General features: G+C 59.9%; 21 protein-coding genes and 2 pseudogenes. 12 read left to right on the forward strand and 11 right to left on the reverse strand.

Translation table 11 applies throughout. The annotated features are described in order from the left end of the window. Positions 1-103: 103 nt before the first annotated feature. Positions 104-730 carry a TetR/AcrR family transcriptional regulator gene (locus N8H71_RS22280; protein WP_262195702.1) on the reverse strand — a complete coding sequence of 209 codons (627 nt, stop codon included), beginning with the start codon at positions 728-730 and terminating at the stop codon, positions 104-106. 156 nt (positions 731-886) lie between these two features. Between N8H71_RS22280 and N8H71_RS22285 the strand changes: the two genes are divergently transcribed. Continuing rightward, a complete protein-coding gene (locus N8H71_RS22285; RefSeq protein ID WP_085602607.1) occupies positions 887-1,327 on the forward strand; it encodes a hotdog fold domain-containing protein in 441 nt (146 codons plus the stop codon). 70 nt (positions 1,328-1,397) lie between these two features. Here the strand turns inward: N8H71_RS22285 and N8H71_RS22290 are convergent, their stop codons facing one another. The 3 genes from N8H71_RS22290 to N8H71_RS22300 all read right to left on the reverse strand — a co-directional run bounded on the left by N8H71_RS22290 (position 1,398) and on the right by N8H71_RS22300 (position 4,155). Further along, positions 1,398-2,084 carry a GNAT family N-acetyltransferase gene (locus N8H71_RS22290; RefSeq protein ID WP_262195703.1) on the reverse strand — a complete coding sequence of 229 codons (687 nt, stop codon included), beginning with the start codon at positions 2,082-2,084 and terminating at the stop codon, positions 1,398-1,400. 66 nt (positions 2,085-2,150) lie between these two features. Continuing rightward, a complete protein-coding gene (locus tag N8H71_RS22295; protein WP_262195704.1) occupies positions 2,151-2,708 on the reverse strand; it encodes a YceI family protein in 558 nt (185 codons plus the stop codon). 91 nt (positions 2,709-2,799) lie between these two features. Further along, positions 2,800-4,155: an MATE family efflux transporter gene (locus N8H71_RS22300; protein ID WP_262195705.1), complete on the reverse strand. Its 1,356-nt coding sequence runs from the start codon at positions 4,153-4,155 to the stop codon at positions 2,800-2,802. 147 nt (positions 4,156-4,302) lie between these two features. Between N8H71_RS22300 and N8H71_RS22305 the strand changes: the two genes are divergently transcribed. From N8H71_RS22305 to N8H71_RS22325, 5 genes are all read left to right on the forward strand, one after another. Next, a complete protein-coding gene (locus N8H71_RS22305; RefSeq protein ID WP_262195706.1) occupies positions 4,303-4,869 on the forward strand; it encodes a chorismate mutase in 567 nt (188 codons plus the stop codon). Between the two features lie 126 nt (positions 4,870-4,995). Continuing rightward, the gene (locus N8H71_RS22310) at positions 4,996-5,436 is read left to right on the forward strand and encodes a phage infection protein (protein WP_262195707.1); all 441 of its coding nucleotides are present in this window, start codon (positions 4,996-4,998) and stop codon (positions 5,434-5,436) included. Between the two features lie 113 nt (positions 5,437-5,549). After that, positions 5,550-5,951, forward strand: a complete 402-nt coding sequence (locus tag N8H71_RS22315; protein ID WP_262195708.1) for a hypothetical protein — start codon at positions 5,550-5,552, stop codon at positions 5,949-5,951. A gap of 89 nt (positions 5,952-6,040) precedes the next feature. Next, on the forward strand, positions 6,041-6,358 hold the full coding sequence (locus N8H71_RS22320) for a DUF6966 domain-containing protein (RefSeq protein ID WP_262195709.1): 318 nt from the start codon (positions 6,041-6,043) through the stop codon (positions 6,356-6,358). A 115-nt stretch (positions 6,359-6,473) separates the two neighbouring features. Further along, complete coding sequence (locus N8H71_RS22325) at positions 6,474-6,797, forward strand: hypothetical protein (protein ID WP_262195710.1); 324 nt, start codon at positions 6,474-6,476, stop codon at positions 6,795-6,797. Between the two features lie 73 nt (positions 6,798-6,870). Here N8H71_RS22325 and N8H71_RS22330 read toward each other — a convergent pair whose 3' ends face one another. Beyond that, positions 6,871-7,206: a hypothetical protein gene (locus N8H71_RS22330; protein WP_262195711.1), complete on the reverse strand. Its 336-nt coding sequence runs from the start codon at positions 7,204-7,206 to the stop codon at positions 6,871-6,873. 172 nt (positions 7,207-7,378) lie between these two features. Here N8H71_RS22330 and N8H71_RS22335 point away from each other — a divergent pair, with 172 nt between their 5' ends. Next, positions 7,379-9,058, forward strand: a complete 1,680-nt coding sequence (locus N8H71_RS22335) for a sensor domain-containing diguanylate cyclase (protein ID WP_262195712.1) — start codon at positions 7,379-7,381, stop codon at positions 9,056-9,058. Between the two features lie 112 nt (positions 9,059-9,170). Here N8H71_RS22335 and N8H71_RS22340 read toward each other — a convergent pair whose 3' ends face one another. Together N8H71_RS22340 and N8H71_RS22345 are read right to left on the reverse strand one after the other, a co-directional pair. After that, on the reverse strand, positions 9,171-9,866 hold the full coding sequence (locus N8H71_RS22340) for a hypothetical protein (RefSeq protein WP_262195713.1): 696 nt from the start codon (positions 9,864-9,866) through the stop codon (positions 9,171-9,173). Between the two features lie 140 nt (positions 9,867-10,006). Beyond that, positions 10,007-10,126 (reverse strand): annotated as a pseudogene (locus N8H71_RS22345) (spermidine/putrescine ABC transporter substrate-binding protein PotF); the annotation flags it as partial. Between the two features lie 194 nt (positions 10,127-10,320). On the opposite strand from N8H71_RS22345, the pseudogene N8H71_RS22350 reads away from it, so the two are divergent. Both N8H71_RS22350 and N8H71_RS22355 read left to right on the forward strand, forming a co-directional pair. Beyond that, positions 10,321-10,512 (forward strand): annotated as a pseudogene (locus N8H71_RS22350) (LysR family transcriptional regulator); the annotation flags it as partial. A gap of 126 nt (positions 10,513-10,638) precedes the next feature. Continuing rightward, positions 10,639-11,442 carry a hypothetical protein gene (locus tag N8H71_RS22355; RefSeq protein ID WP_262195714.1) on the forward strand — a complete coding sequence of 268 codons (804 nt, stop codon included), beginning with the start codon at positions 10,639-10,641 and terminating at the stop codon, positions 11,440-11,442. Between the two features lie 55 nt (positions 11,443-11,497). Here the strand turns inward: N8H71_RS22355 and N8H71_RS22360 are convergent, their stop codons facing one another. Together N8H71_RS22360 and N8H71_RS22365 are read right to left on the reverse strand one after the other, a co-directional pair. Next, positions 11,498-11,884: a cytochrome c family protein gene (locus tag N8H71_RS22360; RefSeq protein ID WP_262195715.1), complete on the reverse strand. Its 387-nt coding sequence runs from the start codon at positions 11,882-11,884 to the stop codon at positions 11,498-11,500. A gap of 55 nt (positions 11,885-11,939) precedes the next feature. Continuing rightward, positions 11,940-13,271: a PLP-dependent aminotransferase family protein gene (locus N8H71_RS22365; RefSeq protein WP_262195716.1), complete on the reverse strand. Its 1,332-nt coding sequence runs from the start codon at positions 13,269-13,271 to the stop codon at positions 11,940-11,942. Positions 13,272-13,360: 89 nt separating this feature from the next. Here N8H71_RS22365 and N8H71_RS22370 point away from each other — a divergent pair, with 89 nt between their 5' ends. Next, positions 13,361-14,254, forward strand: a complete 894-nt coding sequence (locus N8H71_RS22370; RefSeq protein WP_262195717.1) for a DMT family transporter — start codon at positions 13,361-13,363, stop codon at positions 14,252-14,254. A gap of 3 nt (positions 14,255-14,257) precedes the next feature. On the opposite strand, the gene N8H71_RS22375 is transcribed toward N8H71_RS22370, so the two are convergent. Then, positions 14,258-15,079, reverse strand: coding sequence for a cupin domain-containing protein (locus tag N8H71_RS22375; RefSeq protein ID WP_262195718.1), 822 nt, complete (start codon positions 15,077-15,079; stop codon positions 14,258-14,260). A gap of 134 nt (positions 15,080-15,213) precedes the next feature. On the opposite strand from N8H71_RS22375, the gene N8H71_RS22380 reads away from it, so the two are divergent. Further along, complete coding sequence (locus N8H71_RS22380) at positions 15,214-15,738, forward strand: carboxymuconolactone decarboxylase family protein (protein WP_262195719.1); 525 nt, start codon at positions 15,214-15,216, stop codon at positions 15,736-15,738. A 126-nt stretch (positions 15,739-15,864) separates the two neighbouring features. Here N8H71_RS22380 and N8H71_RS22385 read toward each other — a convergent pair whose 3' ends face one another. After that, positions 15,865-17,310, reverse strand: coding sequence for a SulP family inorganic anion transporter (locus N8H71_RS22385; protein ID WP_262195720.1), 1,446 nt, complete (start codon positions 17,308-17,310; stop codon positions 15,865-15,867). A gap of 174 nt (positions 17,311-17,484) precedes the next feature. On the opposite strand from N8H71_RS22385, the gene N8H71_RS22390 reads away from it, so the two are divergent. Next, positions 17,485-17,784 (forward strand): DUF7693 family protein, encoded by a 300-nt coding sequence (locus N8H71_RS22390; protein ID WP_262195721.1) that lies wholly within the window; start codon positions 17,485-17,487, stop codon positions 17,782-17,784. The last annotated feature ends 4 nt before the right edge of the window (positions 17,785-17,788 follow it).

The raw sequence follows: 17,788 nt of genomic DNA on the forward strand, positions 1-17,788 counted from the left end.
ACCCCAATCAAGCCCGCTCCTGGCTTCATGCGCATCTTGAGCCTCACGGGCTCTACTTCCTCCCCATCAAAGAGTCTTGAGGCTCTTTTTTTGTCTCTGAAAATCAGCGTTCGGGTTCGCGGCGGATCGAGCGCCATGTGGCTTGCGCCAGCAATTCACGATAAGCCTTCGGACTGCCCTGCACTCGCCCGGACAACCACGCGCGGCAATAGCTGTCGGCCTGTCCGACGATCAGCGACGGCAACAGTTCGGCCGGGCATTCATTGAGTTCAGCCGCACGCCCGGACTCGGCCAGCCAAGTACGCAAACCCAGATTGCGGGTCTTGTTGCGCTCGGCCAGTTCATCCTTGTGCGGGCCCCGGGTCACGGCATAACGCGCGTGATACTGGAACCGCGCCCATTCCGGCTGATTCTCGACCCAATCCACGTAGCTGTAGACCAGCGCCTGCACGCCCTCTTCGGTGGTCGTCGCGCCAGCCAGATAGGCGTCGCGCAGGCGTGCCTGATCCTCCAGCGCGGTGAAAAACAGCGCGGCCACCAGTCCTTCCTTGTTGCCGAAATGGTGGTAGATCGCCCCGACGCTGGTGTCGCACTCGGCACGGATCATTTCGATGGTAGTGGCCTCAATGCCCTGCTCGTTGAACAAGCGCAGGGCCTTGCGAAAGATGTCGCGCTTGAGTTCGGCGCGGCGGCCGGGGTAGCTGCGTTCGAGAAGATCTGCGGTGTCCATGGGCCTTGAAAATCCGGGTAAAGGGCACATTCGTGCCGGTGATCGAAACGCGCACAGGTTGACAGATTTCCCGCGGACAGAATACCGTTCCGCTACAGAACAATATTCTGTAACGGAACATAATTCTGCAAATCCCCTAACCGCGAGGCGTCACCCATGAGTCAGTTTCTCAGCATGTTCAACAGCGTCGGTTCCCAGGCATTCAGTCAGATGGCGTGCCAGGTCGCGCCGTACTTCAGCACTATCAATCCGCTGGTCACCGAGTTGCGGGCAGGTTCCGCGCAGGTGCAGGTGCCGTTTCGCCGCGAGATCACCAACCACCTCGGCACCGTCCATGCCATAGCCCTGTGCAACGCTGCCGAACTGGCGGCCGGGATGATGACCGATGTGTCGATTCCCGCCGGCGCACGCTGGATTCCCAAAGGCATGACCGTCGAATACCTGGCCAAGGCCAAGACCGACGTGACCGCCGTGGCCAATGGCGAAGCACTGGACTGGCAGACCGAAGGCGACAAGATCGTGCCGGTGGATGTCCACGACGCCGAAGGCAAGAAAGTGTTCACGGCGCGTATCACCATGAACGTGAAACTGTCCTGAATCACTGGCACAAAAAAGCCCTTGCTGCGCTGGTCGCAACAAGGGCTCTTGTCGTTTCAAACAGAAGGGATCAGTGAACGGTCAGGCGCTGGCGGACAAATTCCTCGGTGCGGCGAGTGACCTGATCCAGATGCCGGTCGCGTTGTTTCTCGGCATCGAGCATCGCCCGCTTGCCGTGTCTTTGCAGCAGATAGGTATGGATCTGCTGCACTTCCAGGGATCGGTAGATCGGTGTCGTGTCGATAAAACCGCGCAGACCGTTGCTGCGGTAATGGCGGGTGCTCATCAGCACCTGCGTTTCGAGTTGACCCAGCACTTCAAAGCCCAGTGCCTCGAAATACGGCACCTTGCCGACGCTGCAGGTCAGCTCGGCATGGGGGTAACGCGCCACCATCTCCGCGATCAACGAACGGGCCACGCCCTGACGCCGATGCCCCTCGCGCACCGCCAGATAGGCCACGTTGCACGCCTCCCAATCGCCCTGCACCGGCAGGTACAACAGGAAGCCGATCACCTGCTCCGGATCATCGTCGTCGGTGGCCACCAGCAATTCCACCTCGGTGCCCTTCTCGCCGTTCAACGCCTCCAGATACAGATGCACCTCATAGCCGACCGCGTACTGATAGACGTTGTACAACAGGTTGCTCGGGCCCAGCCCAATGGCACTGATGTCGGTCAGGTTGTCGACCACCATCTGCAGGATCTGGCTGTTGACGCCTTCGGGGCATGGGGATTTGTAGTGGGTGATGCGGGGCATGGCGAGCGGACTCCGGCGGAAAACGCCGCCATCATACCGCGCCAGCGCGTCGGTGGCCGAACACCGTCACTGCTGGGGCGCGACCACTTTGAACTTGATGTCGATATCCTTCGACACCACGGTATCGGCCCACTCCCCCGCGCCGAGGCCGAACTCGTCGCGCCTGAGCACCAGTTCGCCGTCGAAGATGCCGATGCTACTGTCGGGTTTGAGTTGCACCGGCACTTGCACCTCGCGGGTGATGCCTTTGAGGGTGAGGTGGCCGTCGACCAGATAACGGTTGTCGCCGGCCGGGCTGAAGCGGGTGGATTCGAACACCGCCACCGGGAATTTTTCCGTGTCGAACCACGCCGGTTTCACCAGCTCGGTGTTGGCGTCTTCGCTGCCGGCGTCGATGCTGGTCAGGTCGATGTGCAGCGTGGTGCGGGCACTGGCGAGGTTGTCGGTGTCGAAATCCAGCGTCGCGTCGAACTTGCCGAACGTGCCGTACATCCGCGAGCCCATCTGGTTGTAGGTGAAACTGATCTGGCTGGCGGTGGTGTTGACCCGCGTGTACTCCACCGCGTGTGCAGCAGGCGTGACGATCAGGCAACACGCGGCAGCCAACAACAATCGAATCGACATGAAATGCTCCGGCGCCCGATGGGTCTCGAATGACTTAAGCAAACATCCGTCACTTGTGCCAGCCCCGCCAATGTCTAGCCGGATCGGCTCGTCACACCAACCGCTCGATCTTCTGATGCTTCCAGACCCGTGTGTAATACAGCGCCTGCAACACCAGCATGCCCAGATACGCAATCGGAAACGCCATCCACACACCCTGCAAACCGAACTGCCCGTCCAGCCAGTACGCCGCCGGCAACTGCACGCCGAGCACGCAGATGATCGCCACGCCCACCGGCACCAGCACCGTGCCGCTGGCACGCATGATCCCGCCGATGATCGCCTGGAAACCGAAGATCAACAGACTCCACAGCATGATGTGCAACAGGTGCTCGGCCATCGCCCGGGTCGAGTCTTCGGTCAGGAACAACCCCAGCAGCCAGTGCGACAACAGGTAACCCAGCAGGATCAAACCACCGGTCAGGCACACGTTGATCCACAACCCGGTGCGCAGGATCGGGCCCATCCGCTCCAGCCGTCCGGCACCAATGGCCTGAGCCCCCAAGATCGACGCGGTGATCGCAATCGACAGCGCCGGAAACTGCACGTAGTTGACGATCTGCGTCACCGCGCCATACGCCGCCGTCGCCTGGGAGCCGTGCTGGTTGACCAGCGCCAGAATCACCAGCTCCGACAGCGACAGCACGATCATCTGCACCCCCGTCGGCAGACCGATGCGCAACACCTTGCCGAGAATCGCGCCGTCCAGTCGCAGCGCCGCGAAGAACTCGCGATCCGGCGCCAGCGGATGGCCCTTGCGGATCAGGCTCCATGACAGCCACGCCATCGCCGCCAGCGTACCCGCCAGGCCGGCGAACGCCGCGCTCTGAATCCCCAGTTGCGGCAAGCCGAACCACCCGCGAATGAACGCCGGAGTCAGCGCCAGCCCGACCACGGTCGACAGCAGCAGCGCCAGCATCGGCGACAACGTGTCGCTCACCCCACGCAACAACTGGGTGAACAGCACGTACACCAGCACAACCGGCAAGGTCCACATCATCACCCGGGCATAGGCCACCGCATCATCCAGCACGTCCGCCGGGGTCCCCAAACCCTGCAAGGCCTGACGCGCAAACACACTGCCCAGCACCGCCGCCACCAGTCCGATCAGCACGCCCAGCAACAACGTCGCCCCGGCAATCGCCTTGACCATATGCGACTCACGCGCCCCCCACGCCTGGCCGATCAACACCCCTGCCCCGGCGCCCAGCCCGATGACCAGCGCGATGAAGAAAAAGATGATCGGAAACATGCCGGACACCGCCGCCAGCGCCTGCGTACCGAGCATCTGACCGATATAGATGCTGTTGACCGTGCCCGACATCGATTGCAGGAAGTTCGACAGCACCATCGGGGCGAGGAACAGCAGGTAGGTTTTCCAGAGGGGCGAATGAGCGGGGGTTTGCATTGAGGGTCCGTCTCGGGTGGGAGCTGATGACAGAGTCTAAGGTATGCAATGCACTTCAGGTCGTACCCGTTTGCATTAAAACTTCGTAATCTGCACCTCGATCAATGTTCGTACCCTCCCCATCACGACAGGAAGTGAATCCGTCCCATGCGCCGTTCCCCGATTCTGCTGAGTTGCACCTTGTTGACTGTTCTGGCGACGACTGTTCACGCCGGCCCCACGCCCTCGCCCGAGGTGGTGCAAGGATTGGTGAACACCCTGAACGAACGCCTGAACATCGGTGACCTCGTCGCCCTGACCAAATGGGACAGCGGCAAGCCGATCCAGGACAGTCCTCGTGAAGCACAGGTCATCGACAACGCCCGCAAGCTGGCCACCGAACGCAAGCTCGACCCGGAAGACGTCGCGCAATTGATCGCTGCACAGATGGAGGCCAACAAACTGGTGCAATACGGTTTGCTCGCACAGTGGCAAGCGGCCGGTGCCGCGCCGGACACGCCGCGCCCGGATCTGGGCAAGCAGATTCGCCCGCGTCTGGACGAGTTGCAAACCCGCCTGCTTCAGCAGTACGCCGACTTCACACCCTACCGCCACGACCCGAACTGCCCGGTATGGCTGGCCAAGGCGCGCAGCGGTCTGACCCGCGATGCGCTGCATGATCTGGCCCTGACCCGTGCCACCGGAGAGCTGTGCATTCGGCCGCTGGCACCCTAGAACGAGGGTCTTGGCATTCATTGCCGGCATCGATAGTCACCATCACGTCAATGAAGTTCTCATAAAAAATCCGCGGCGTAACATCGGCTCCATACCCAACAAACAACACCCCTGGAGCACACGATCATGAAACGCCAAATCCTTCTCGGCATCGCTTTCTCGGTTCTTGCAGTCAACGCTTTTGCAGCCAAACCCGCCCACACCATGATCGCCGAAGGCGGTTCGGACCGGTTGATTGAAAGTCGTGTGGCTGAGGGTGGTTCGGATCGTCTGATCGAACGTCGTGTGGCCGAAGGTGGCGCTGATCGCTTGATCGAACGTCGTGTGGCCGAAGGTGGCGCTGATCGCTTGATCGAACGTCGCGTTGCCGAAGGTGGCGCTGATCGTCTGATCGAACGTCGCGTTGCCGAAGGTGGCTCGGATCGTCTGATCGAGCGCCGTGTTGCCGAAGGTGGCTCTGATCGTCTGATCGAACGCCGCGTTGCCGAAGGTGGCGCTGATCGCCTGATCGAACGCCGCGTTGCCGAAGGTGGCGCTGATCGCCTGATCGAACGTCGCGTTGCCTAACTAAGCAGCACATATAGAAAAGCCCGGCCTGATCAGCCGGGCTTTTCTTTGCGCGCGTTTTTTGCAATTGCTGGGTAAGCTCCCAGCCCGACGCTGCAAATTTCAGGTTTCCCATGGACATTGAACGACTACTGAAGAAAAAACAGCTGAACGTGCAGGAGCAAAACGCAGTCGTTGCGCATCATTTGATGCTCTTCGCCAGTGAATGGCGCAAACAGGGTGTACCTGTCGCACTGGCCCGATACGGAGAATCCCAAGGCATCGATTGGTCGTCGTCCATCGTGCTGGAACTGGAAATCGACTTTCCCGGCATGCCTCGCCTGTTCGGACGTTTGCTGAATCAAAATGAATGCTTCATCGCGTTTGAAATCGATACGGACGCCTCCCATGAACACATTGAATCCGTAGATCGCTGGGAGGACATCTCGTCGATGCAAAATACGTCGACATCAAATCCGGGCACAGGTAAAGGCTTTGCCTTGATCGCATTGAACGTGAGGCGTCAGCTTGTTTGATCGCTCTTTGCGCACCGCTCACTCTTCGGCGTCTTGAAGCCGTCACTGGTTGAGTATCTACGCCTCATCAAATGGAGCACTCATTGAACATGGGCCCAAAAACCGAAACGCTGATCGAGGTGCTGAATGAGCTTGTCAGCGTTCTGGAAAGCGACGGAGAAGCGCACTGGAGCGCGTGGATGCGAAAAGCCCGCGCACGATTGCTGGACTCCGATTATTCCGGAATCACGTGGCTGCTCTCGGCCTATGGCGGGATGGGGTCCTTCAATGATGTCGTGCTCGGACAAAGCAACATCAACGGTGCTTTTGCCTGGAAGCGCGGCTATGGCGAACTGAATGCAAAGTTTGCCGAACTCCGCGAGCAAGCCTACGAGCTGGCCAATGAAATCAAGCACATGCAGCGATAGCCGCATTCATTGCCGGCATCGATAGTCACCATCACGTCAATGAAGTTCTCATAAAAAATCTGCGGCGTAACATCGGCTCCATACCAAACACATAACACCCCTGGAGCACACGATCATGAAACGCCAAATCCTTCTCGGCATCGCTTTCTCGGTTCTTGCGGTCAACGCCTTTGCAGCCAAACCCGCCCACACCATGATCGCCGAAGGCGGTTCGGATCGGTTGATTGAAAGTCGTGTGGCTGAGGGTGGTTCGGATCGTCTGATCGAACGTCGCGTTGCCGAAGGTGGCGCTGATCGCCTGATCGAACGTCGTGTTGCTGAAGGTGGTTCCGACCGTCTGATCGAGCGCCGTGTTGCCGAAGGTGGCGCTGATCGTCTGATCGAACGTCGTGTTGCTGAAGGTGGTTCCGACCGTCTGATCGAACGCCGCGTCGCATGAATCAAGCGTTCTACCGCTGTACAAATAAAAAGCCCGGCCTGATCAGCCGGGCTTTTTCACGTTCAGCCGGCGCTTATTGCGCGGTCTTCAGTTTGACCACATCACCGGAGATTTTGGTGGTGTAACCGGTCAGGACCCATGCCCAGAACCAGTTTTCCTGAACCTGGGTGTTGATCATGGCGTCGCCGCCCTTGGCTTTGATCGCGGCAGTCTGGGCGCGGACGAAGCGGTTGTTCTGCTGGATCGGGATCACGCCGAACAGCAGCAGGCCGGTGGCGGTCGCTTCGCTGTGACCAATCACGGTGTATTGGCTGCTGTCGTATTGTCTGGTGTTCATCGGGGTGCCGGTGCAACCTGCCAGAACCACACCGAACAGTGCGGCGGCGACTACTTTGCTGAGGTATTTCACTGCAAGACTCCATGGGTAAACGCCCGGGATCCATCTCTCGGGCGGCGCACACTTTACTGGAGGCAATGGCACATTGGTATCAATCTGGGAATGTTTCATGAAGTGGCTGGCTGGCAGCCTGTTCGTGATGTCGCATACCATGGCGCCACTTCAATAAAAACAGACATCACCCATGTTCAAAGCCAGTCTGCGTAGCCACCTGACCCTCTGGTTTGCCGGTTTGTCCCTGCTGACGCTGTTGAGCGTCGGTTTCTATGTCGGCCACATCGCCACCGAACAAATGAAACAGGCCAGCGGCAATGCCCTGCTGAGCACTGCGCGGTCGGCGGCGGCATTGCTGGGTGAGCAATTGCGCGAGCGACAACTGGAGGTCTATCTGCTCAGTCGCGCGCCACATCTGGAGCGTGGTGATCTGGATAACCCGGCGATCCTCAAATCGATGCAGCTGCGCACCCAGGCCCGCACCGAATATGCGTGGATGGGCATCACCGACGCCAACGGTCAGGTACATCAGGCCGTCAACGGTTTGCTGGTGGGCCAGTCGGTGCAGCAGCGTCCGTGGTTCCAGGCTGGTTTACGCGGCGAATACACCGGCGACCCTCACGAAGCCGTGCTGCTGGCCAAAATGTTGCCGGCGCTGGCGAATGGCGAGCCGCTGCGTTTCATTGATTTCGCGGCACCGATTCACAATGCCGACGGCCAGGTGATCGGCGTACTCGGCGCCCATGCGCACTGGAGTTGGGTGACGCGCATCGTCGAATCGGCGGCGCTTTCGCACAAAGGCGTCGCGCCGGACATCGAAGCATTGATCATCGATCACGACGGCAAGGTGCTGTATCCGGAAGCGCTGGTCGGCCAGCAACTGGCGGCGAACGATCCCGACTCACCGGGCTGGACCGTCGGCAACGGTTACCTGACCAGCGTGGTGACGGTGCCGACGCCCCTGAGCACTGCACTGTCATGGTCGATTGCGGTACGCCAGCCGCTGGACACCGCGCTGCAACCGGCGCGCCTGCTGCTCTATAAATTGTTGTTGCTGGGGGTGACGGCGGCGGTGGTGTTTGCGCTGGTCGCCTATTATCTGGCGCTGTATCTGAGTCGCCCGATCGAGCAACTGGCACGCTCGGCCCAGCAGGTGCAAAACAATCAACCGGAGACCCGTTTTCAATTGCAGCACCCGGTGCGGGAAATCGCCCAGCTCGGCCAGTCCATCGACACGATGACCCAATCGCTGCTGGCCAAGGAACGCGAGCTGCAGGAAACCAACGCTTCACTGGAAGCCACGGTCGCACAACGTACCGCGGCCCTCACCCAGGCCAATGCCGAACTACTGAGTCTGGCGACTCATGATGGTTTGACCGGTGCCTACAATCGTCGGCGGTTTGACGAAAAGCTCACCGAGTACAGCCTGTTGTTTCGCCGTACCGGACGGCCGTTTGCGCTGCTGCTGATCGACGTCGATCATTTCAAACGCATCAACGATACCCATGGCCACGCGGCAGGAGACGACGTACTGCGACAACTGGCGCAACTCATACAAGTCAGCACCCGAGCCACCGATTTCGCTGCGCGCTATGGTGGTGAAGAGTTTGCCGTGCTGCTGCCGGAAATTGCCAAACCGGAGACCCCGGAAGTGGTCGCCGAAAAGATCCGGGCTGCGATTGCCGAGGCAATCTTTCCAGTGGTCGGTTCCATTACTGTAAGCATTGGTGTCGGCCAGGCCGATCCGGCGGACAACACCCCGACGGCGTTGGTCAAACGTGCCGACCAGCAGTTGTACAAGGCGAAGGCGGCAGGCCGCAATCAAGTGGCCTGCCAGGCTTCGCTCATCGAGGTGAGCGAAAATGGCTGATGCGCACTCAATCACTCCATGGCTTCAGCCCTGCCCGGCTACCCCTGCGATTCAGGGGGCGCCGATAGAAGAAGTGACAGCGCGATTGAGACTGGCGCTGAAGTAAACCGCTTTATTGCTTCATATCCTTGATCAGTTCAGCCACCAACAGATCAGACACATGGGTAAACGCCTTGCGCAGGACTTCGGGATCTTTCGCGTATTGCTCCGGTAGATAGGCAAGGTTGTTGGCATCATTGAACACCGTGATCGTTTCAAAGTTTCGCCAGACCGCCGAACCCTTGCGCTTGATCTGGCCAGTGGCACCAATCACCGGATACAGCACCGTGCTGAAGTTCTTGAGGCACAGCCCCCACTGCCCGACCATGATTTCGATCTCGGCATCGGCCTGCTCGCCCTCCCCGACTATTGTGAACAGCCGCTCCTGCTGAACGCGATCAACAAAACTCTGGCGGACCAGTTTGGCCAGGTCGATGTCATTGGCCTTCATGTTGTTGAGGATTGCCCGGGAAATATCCCCCGTCAGCACATCACCATTCTTTGTCCCTTCTACGGATCCCGCGCCTGCCAATGCATTGACTTGTGTCGTCGATGCACCGGCCGCCATCCCCGCGGCCGCCCCGGCACCGGCACCGAGTCCCGCGCTCCAGGCTTGAGTCATGCTGGTGTATTTGAAGTTATCGACGGCGACAAATACTGGAAGCACCTTCAGTGTCTTGATCTGCTGACGATCTTCGACACTGAAGTTCTTGGTGACGCATCCGCAAAGCAGCAAGAGTGCGCCAATAACAATGAGCAATTTTTTCATGGTAGGGGGAAGTTCGAGGGATTGGATGTCAGACTTATCGCCCGCACTCGCCAATCCTTGAATCTGGCATGTATCACTGCCATCGAAAAGTTGAGTCGGGTGCAAGGCACACGACCCGCCCTTCCTCAAGTATTGGTCTTCTACTTCGTCCACAACCGCGTCGTCAAACGAGCAATCGCCGCCGGCAACTCTTCCACGGTAAACAGTTTTTCCATCACACCTTTTGTTGGGTAAATCGCCAGATCCTGCTTTACCGCCGGGTTTCTTGTGGGATGTGCGAATTTTCAGATTTCTGTTCTGGCCCTGACCGCCTCCACGCGCATGCGCATGCGCATGCGCATGCGCAGCATGGCACCGATATCGAAGAAAGGTCGCGGCGGCAGCCAGCCGGGTTCGGCCCGTTGCATCACCGATTGCAGCAATGGCGAATCGACGCCGGATGCCATTTCCGCCAGCAGTGACGGACATGACGCTGGCAGCGGAATCCATCGAGCGTGGCGTTCTGGTGGTGCCGTTCGGGCAACCGCTGAAAACCAAGGGGATTTATTCGTTGTGTCTGCAGCCATCGGCGGCTGCGCATCCGGCTTGCGCGGTGGTAATGGAGTGGTTTGCCGGGCAGGCTGAGGGAGAAAACGGGCCTGTGTAACGGGCGATGGGGGGTGCCTTGCAGGAGATCGACCTCACGGCTATACCTGACGATAATCCGCTCTAGTCCCTTGTAGTCCGTAGTCGAGCGATTCCCCACGCGTTACGCAAATGAGGTCAACCACTCATGGCTACGGAAAAAGAACTGCTTGAAGTGCAACTGATTGAGGCACAAAGAGACAAGACACTTGCAGAAATCAAAGTGCTTCAAAGGACGACGCCCATCACCGAAGCGATCAAGGTCTTCGGGTCGATGATTTTAGGGATAGGAGGCGTACTGGCCGCGTTTGCCGGCTTCCAATTCGCGGAAGTCAAAGCGGAAAAGGCCAGAAATGAAATGGCCAACATTGAGGATTCTCGAAAAAAACTGAATACCGAAGTGTCGTCACTGGAAGATAAAAAGAAAGAACTCGAACTGCAGAATCAGACACTGACGCAAAAGAACCGGATATTGGTCGACAGTATTGCCAAAGCCGGAAATGAAGTGGAAAAAGCCAACGATATGCTCAGTGCGCCCGCTCTCGCCTCCAACCCCCAACTGGACGATGTCAGGCAGAGCCTGAATGCTACGGGAATCGAATTACGGACGACTACCGTCGTCAAGAACGCGGAAAAAACGACTGACCTGGATTCGCTTATTCAAGGATTGTTCTCACCTCAGGCCGGCGAACGCGGCAAGGCCTACGAAAAAATCATTTCTCAGTATTCCAACAGTGAGAGCCTGATACCTGCTCTGCTCGATTACGCAAACGCAAACAAGCAGAACGAAAACGGCATTTACAACACCTTGGTCGTATTCAGCCGTCTCGACAAGAAGCTGTTGCAAGACAAGTCCAGCGCGTTGCGGACATTTGCCGAATCTGTGCGAAGTACCGGCCCCAGAACATCCGAACGCGTCGACATATTGTTGTCCAGAATACCCAATGCTTAACGATCATGGGCGCCAGTAACGACGCCCGTTTTTTTCGCGTTAAAACAATCTTTGCTTACTCGGACTGAAACGTCTGCAAATACGCCAACAAATTATCGATCTTCTCTTCATCACTCAGCCCCCAGAAGATCATCCGCGTCCCCGGCACCACGCCCTTCGGGTCCTTCAGATACGCCGTCAGCGTTTCACGATCCCAGGTCAGGCCAGAGTTTTTCATCGCGTCGGAATACACGTAATTCGCCGACGTCCCCGCCGGGCGACCGATGATGCCGTTGAGTTCCGGGCCGAAGCCCGGGCGGGCGGATTCGCCGACCTGGTGGCAGCCGCCGCACAGGCGCGGGAAGATTTTTGCGCCGGCCTCGGCGTCACCGGCAGCCAGTGCTGGCGTGCCGAACAGGCCTGCGTTGAGGATCAGGGCGAGCGTTAATGCAGCGTTTTTCATCAGGGATTTCCAGATCGGCGGCGGCGCCAAGGGTAATCGCGCGCGGCAAGTTGCGCTACAGGTAGGCGCCCACAACCTGCCGGACTTTGAGCAAGGCTTGACGCAGGACAAGCATGTCCACCGATCCCAATGCCAGGCGAATCGCGTGCGGCACATGGGTGGACACGGTGAAGGGTTCTGCGGTGGTGACGGAAACCTGTTCGTGCATCAACTCGACCACGATATGGTCGGCCCGGACATCTTCCGGCAGCGGCAGCCAAAGGAAATACGAAGAGGGATGGCCGACAGTCGGCAGGCCTTCGAGGATCTGCGCAGCTAATGCTTGCCGGGCCTGGGCGTCGCTACGCTTTTGGGCTTCGAGCAAGGTAACGGTGCCGTCGTCGAGCCAGCCGCAGGCGATGGCGGTCATCACGCCTGGCGTGTTCCAGGTGGTCGCGCGAATGATCCGCTCCAGCGCCGCCACCTGCTCGACCGGCGCGGCGATGAAGCCTACGCGCAGGCCGGTGGCGATGTTTTTCGACAGACCCGAAACGTAGACCGTGCGCTCCGGTGCCAGAACCGCCACCGGGGGTGGCGGGTTATCGACCAGAAAGGCGTAGGCCGCGTCTTCGATGATCGTCAGATCATGCCGGCGGGCAATCGCGATCAAATCCTCACGCTGCTCCAAAGGCATCACCCAGCCCAGTGGATTGTGCAGGGTCGGCATGCTGTAAACCGCACGCACCGGGCGCTGGCGGCAGAGTTTGTCGAGGGCCGCCAGATCAGGGCCCTGTTCATTGACGGGAATCGCCACCACTTGAAGGTGCAGCGCCTCGGCCAGCACTTTGAATCCCGAATAGGTCAACGCATCAGCAGCGATCACATCGCCGGGTTTGAGCAAGGCCATCAGCGTCACCGCCAGCCCTTGCTGGGCACCGTTGACGATCAGCACCTGTTCGGCCTCGAAACTCAAACCCCGGGTTTGCAGGTGCCGCGCGACCGAGGCCCGCTCATGCTGACGACCGGCATGGGGCTGATAGCGCAGCAGCGCTTCGAGGTCGCCGGACAAGGCCAGTTGCCGCAACGCGGTGCGCAGCAACTCAGCCTGCCCCGGCAATGACGGATAGTTGAAGTTGAGGTCGATCATGCCGACCGCGACGTCCTTCTGGTCGATGCCCTGCCCCGGCAACAACGACGTTTCCCGCACAAACGTGCCGCGCCCGGCTTCGCCGCTGACCAGCCCCATGGCCTCAAGCTCGGCGTACACCCGCGAGGCTGTGACCAGCGCCAGCCCTTCGCTGGCCGCCAATTGCCGGTGAGTCGGTAAGCGAGTGCCGGGCAACAGGCGACCGGCGCGAATGTCAGCGGCATAGGTGTCGACGAGGGTCTTGTAACGAGAGCGCGGCATGTCGGCTTGTATCCATGACAATTCTTTGATTGTGCTGATTCTCAACCCTAGGATTGTTTCAACGCAACCCACCTCTGAGCGCAACGCGTATGGAACGAACCACCCAACTCGGCACCCCGGCGCTGGAAAAAACCAGCGGCTGGATCAATGGCTTTATCGGCGTTGTGATCTTCAGCGGCTCGCTCCCCGCCACGCGGCTGGCGGTGCTGGAGTTCGACCCGGTGTTTCTCACCGTCATCCGCGCGACCATCGCCGGCGCCCTGGCGTTGTGCCTGTTGTGGCTGTTTCGCGAACGACGGCCGGCGCGGGATCAACGGTTGTCATTGCTGATCGTCGCGCTGGGCGTGGTTGTGGGTTTTCCGTTGTTGACAGCCCTGGCGCTGCAATACGTGACGTCAGCCCATTCCATTGTGTTTGTAGGATTGCTGCCGCTGGCTACGGCGATTTTCGGCGTGCTGCGCGGCGGTGAACGGCCGCGTCCGGTGTTCTGGATTTTTTCGGTGTTGGGCAGTTCGCTGGTGGTCGGTTTTGCGATCTCACAAGGCCTGACCGCTTCGCCCACTGGCGATCTGCTGATGCTGGCGGCGATTCTCGCCTGCGGCCTCGGTTACGCCGAAGGCGCAAAACTGTCGCGCACCCTCGGCGGCTGGCAGGTGATCTGCTGGGCGCTGGTGCTGTCGTTGCCGGCGATGGCCGTACTGAGTGTGTGGCTGGCGCCCGCCTCGTTCAGCGGCATCAGCCTGTCCGCGTGGGTTTGTCTGGCGTATGTTTCGCTGTTCAGCATGCTGATCGGTTTTGTGTTCTGGTATCGCGGGCTGGCTCAGGGCGGGATTGCGGCGGTCGGACAGTTGCAATTGCTGCAGCCGTTTTTTGGCCTCGCACTGGCCGCGACCTTGCTGCACGAGCATGTCAGCGTGGGCATGCTGGTGGTCACGCTGGGTGTGATCCTGTGCGTGGCCGGGGCGAAGAAATTCGCCAAATAGTCTTCAGCTCGCGCCGGATTTCCATTCTCGAGGGCTTAGCCCGGTCTTGCGCCGAAACGCCCGGGCCAGCGCCGAGGGACTTTCATAGCCGACCTCTTCGGCGATCAGGGCAATCGGTCGTCCCTCGCGCAGGCGTTTCTGCGCGAGGCTGATTCGCCAGTTCACCAGATAATCCACCGGCGTTTGCCCCACTACGCGTCGGAAGTGTTCGGCGAAACCGGCGCGGGACAGGTTGGCGGCGCTCGCCAGTTCGGCGACGCTCCAGGCCTTGGCCGGCTGGTCGTGCATCAGGTTCAAGGCTCGGGAAATCTTCGGGTCGGCCAGCCCCGCCATCATGCCCGGTTGCTGGTTGCGACTGCTGATGAGATGGCGCAGCAGCAGAATCACCAGCAACTCGAACAACCGGTCCATCACCGCTTCACGCCCGCAGTGTCCGTCGAAAGCTTCCTTGAACAGCCACTCCAGGGTGTTCGCCATTTCGGGAAGGTCGACGAGTTTCAGCACCAGATAATCCGGCAGCGCTGCTGCCAAAGCATTGCCCGCGCCGCCGTCGAACGTCAGTGAGGCGCACACCAGTTGCGTGTTCATGGCCTCATCGGCGAACAGTCGGTGGGCAAATGGCCGGGGGAAGAAAATCAGCGTCGGCTCACTGAGCGTGAGTTCGGGTTCATTCCCCGGTTTGAGCAGCACTTGCCCAGCCTGCAGCAGATGCACATGGCCACATACCTGATCGCCACCGTAAGCGCTGATCCCGCAGAAAGTGCCGCTGTGGAAAGTGCCGGCATTGACGCCGAAGTGGCTGAGCAAAGTGGACAGGCGATCCATGAATGCCTCCTCCGGTGAAAGGCTTGGACGATCTGTCGCATATCCTCGACGATTTGCACCCAAAGCACCAGCCGCGCTCCGTAGCATTCACTCCATCCCCGGCGCACTTCGCACCGGACTTTCGGAGAATCACCATGAGCCGCATCGCCCCTCTCAGCCTCGAAACCGCTACCGACACCACTCGCCCAGTGCTTGAAGGCGTGCAGAAAAAAATCGGCTTCCTGCCCAACCTGTTCAAGACCCTGGCCGTCGCACCTGTCGCGCTGGATGCCTACGTACAAATCTCGGCAACCCTGGGCAAAACGTCCCTGAGCGCCAAGGAAAAAGAGGCGGTGTACCTCGCCACCTCGCAAGTCAACGGTTGCGACTATTGCCTGGCGGCGCACACCGTGTTCGCCAGCAAGGCCGGGCTGGCAGCAGAAGAAATCATCGAAGCGCGTCACGGTCGACTGAATGCTTTCGCCACCCTCGCCCATCAACTGACCGAAACCCGTGGTCATCTGAGCGATGAACAGATTGCCGCCGCCCGCGCTGCCGGCATCGACGACAAGAAGATCATCGAGGTGATCGCCATCGTCGCCGCGCAGACCCTGACCAACTACCTCAACAACACCGCGCTTACCGACATCGATTTCCCCGCAATCGAAAATCCAGCGTAATGCAAAAAACAGTGGGAGCGAGCTTGCTCGCGATGGCGGTGGATCAGTCAGCATCTTTGTCGATTGATACTCCGCTATCGCGAGCAAGCTCGCTCCCACATTGAATTTTGTACTGCGTCGGACGCGTCAGTCGTGATCGACCCCGGCGCGTTTCAGCAATTTCTTGCAGCGCTCGGACAGGTGAAACACCTGCAAATGTTTGCCCGCCTTCGCGTAGCGTTCACGCAGGGTTTTCAGCGCGGCGATGGCCGAGTAATCGACAAAGCTCAGGTGCCGGCAATCCAGCGTCACCCGTTGCGGGTCACTGGCCGGGTCGAATTGATTGAGGAACGGCGTAGTCGAGGCAAAAAACAGCGTGCCGTGCAGGCGATAGAGTTTGCTGCCGTCCGCTTCCAGATGCTCATCGGCGTACAACTCGCGCGCTTGCTGCCAGGCAAAATTCAGCGCGGCAATGATGATCCCGCACAGCACTGCCGTGGCCAGATCGGTAAACACGGTGATGGTGGTTACCGCGATGATCACCAGCACATCGTTGAGCGGCACCTTGTTCAGCACCCGCAGCGAAGCCCAGGCAAACGTCTGCTGCGACACCACGAACATCACCCCCACCAGCGCCGCCAGCGGAATCCGCTCGATCAGCGGAGACAGAAACAGAATGAACAGCAGAATCAACACACCCGCTACCACGCCGGACAACCGTCCGCGTCCGCCGGAACTGAGGTTGATCACGGTCTGGCCAATCATCGCGCAACCGCCCATGCCGCCGAACGCACCGGAAACCACGTTTGCCGCGCCCAGCGCCACGCACTCGCGATCCGGGTAGCCACGGGTTTCGGTGATTTCGTCGGTCAGGTTGAGGGTCAGCAGGGTTTCCAGCAGGCCGACCAGCGCCATCAGAATCGCGTAGGGCGCGATGATGCGCAGGGTCTCCAGCGTCCACGGAATGTCCGGCAGCGCGAACGTCGGCAGGCCACCGGCGATGTGCGCCATGTCGCCGAGGGTACGGGTCGGCAGCCCGAGCAGGTAAACCAGCAAACCTACGCCGAGAATCGCCACCAGCGCCGGCGGCACCGCGCGAGTCAGGCGCGGCAGGATGTAGACGATGGCCATGGTCAGCAGCACCAGCCCGGTCATCAGGTACAACGGTGTGCCGCTGAGCCACTGCTCACCGCTCTTGAAATGCTCAAGCTGCGCCAGCGCAATGATGATCGCCAGACCGTTGACGAACCCGAGCATCACCGGGTGCGGCACCATGCGTACCAGTTTGCCCAGCCGCAACAGCCCGAACGCCATCATGATCAAGCCACCGAGCAACACCGTCGCCAACAGATATTGCACGCCGTGCTGCACCACCAGCGCGACGATCACCACCGCCATCGAACCGGCTGCTCCGGACACCATGCCCGGTCGGCCACCGAACAGCGCGGTCAGCGTGCAAATGATAAAGGCGCCGTACAGGCCCATCAGCGGATTGAGGTGAGCCACCAGCGCAAACGCAATGCATTCGGGCAACAGGGCAAACGAGGTGGTGAGTCCGGCCAGGACATCGGCGCGCAGACGAATCGGTTTCATGGCTTACCTGACAGAGCGGCCGACGGGTGCGGCCGCATGCATTTGCGCAAAAGAGCGCCGCGGAAAAAGAGGGTTGCGGATGTTACGCAAATGCATCGGCGTGGGCCAGCAATCGCTGACAGGAACGGGTTGGCGCTCTATGCTTGCGCGCTTCATCGAGCAACGGATTTGAACATGTCACCGCTATCCACTCGCGAAGTCTGCCAGCGCTTGCGCGATGCGGCGTTGGAGGTTTGCGCGCTACAGCGTATTGCGCAGGAATCCGGGCCCGGCCAGATCCCGGTCGATATCGAAGGCTGGCAGCTGTTGCTCGACTTTGACGGTCAGCGTCTGCATCACTGCCTGCAATGTCGATGCCCGGAAGATCGTGTGTGGCGACTCGACACGACTCAGCGTTTCGGCACCGACCCGGTCAGCCTGCTCAGCACTTGGGAGCTGGCGCAGATCGAGCGGTTGCTGGCTCAGGTCGGCTGACCGG

Source organism: Pseudomonas koreensis, assembly GCF_025447595.1.
Classification (GTDB): domain Bacteria; phylum Pseudomonadota; class Gammaproteobacteria; order Pseudomonadales; family Pseudomonadaceae; genus Aquipseudomonas; species Aquipseudomonas koreensis_H.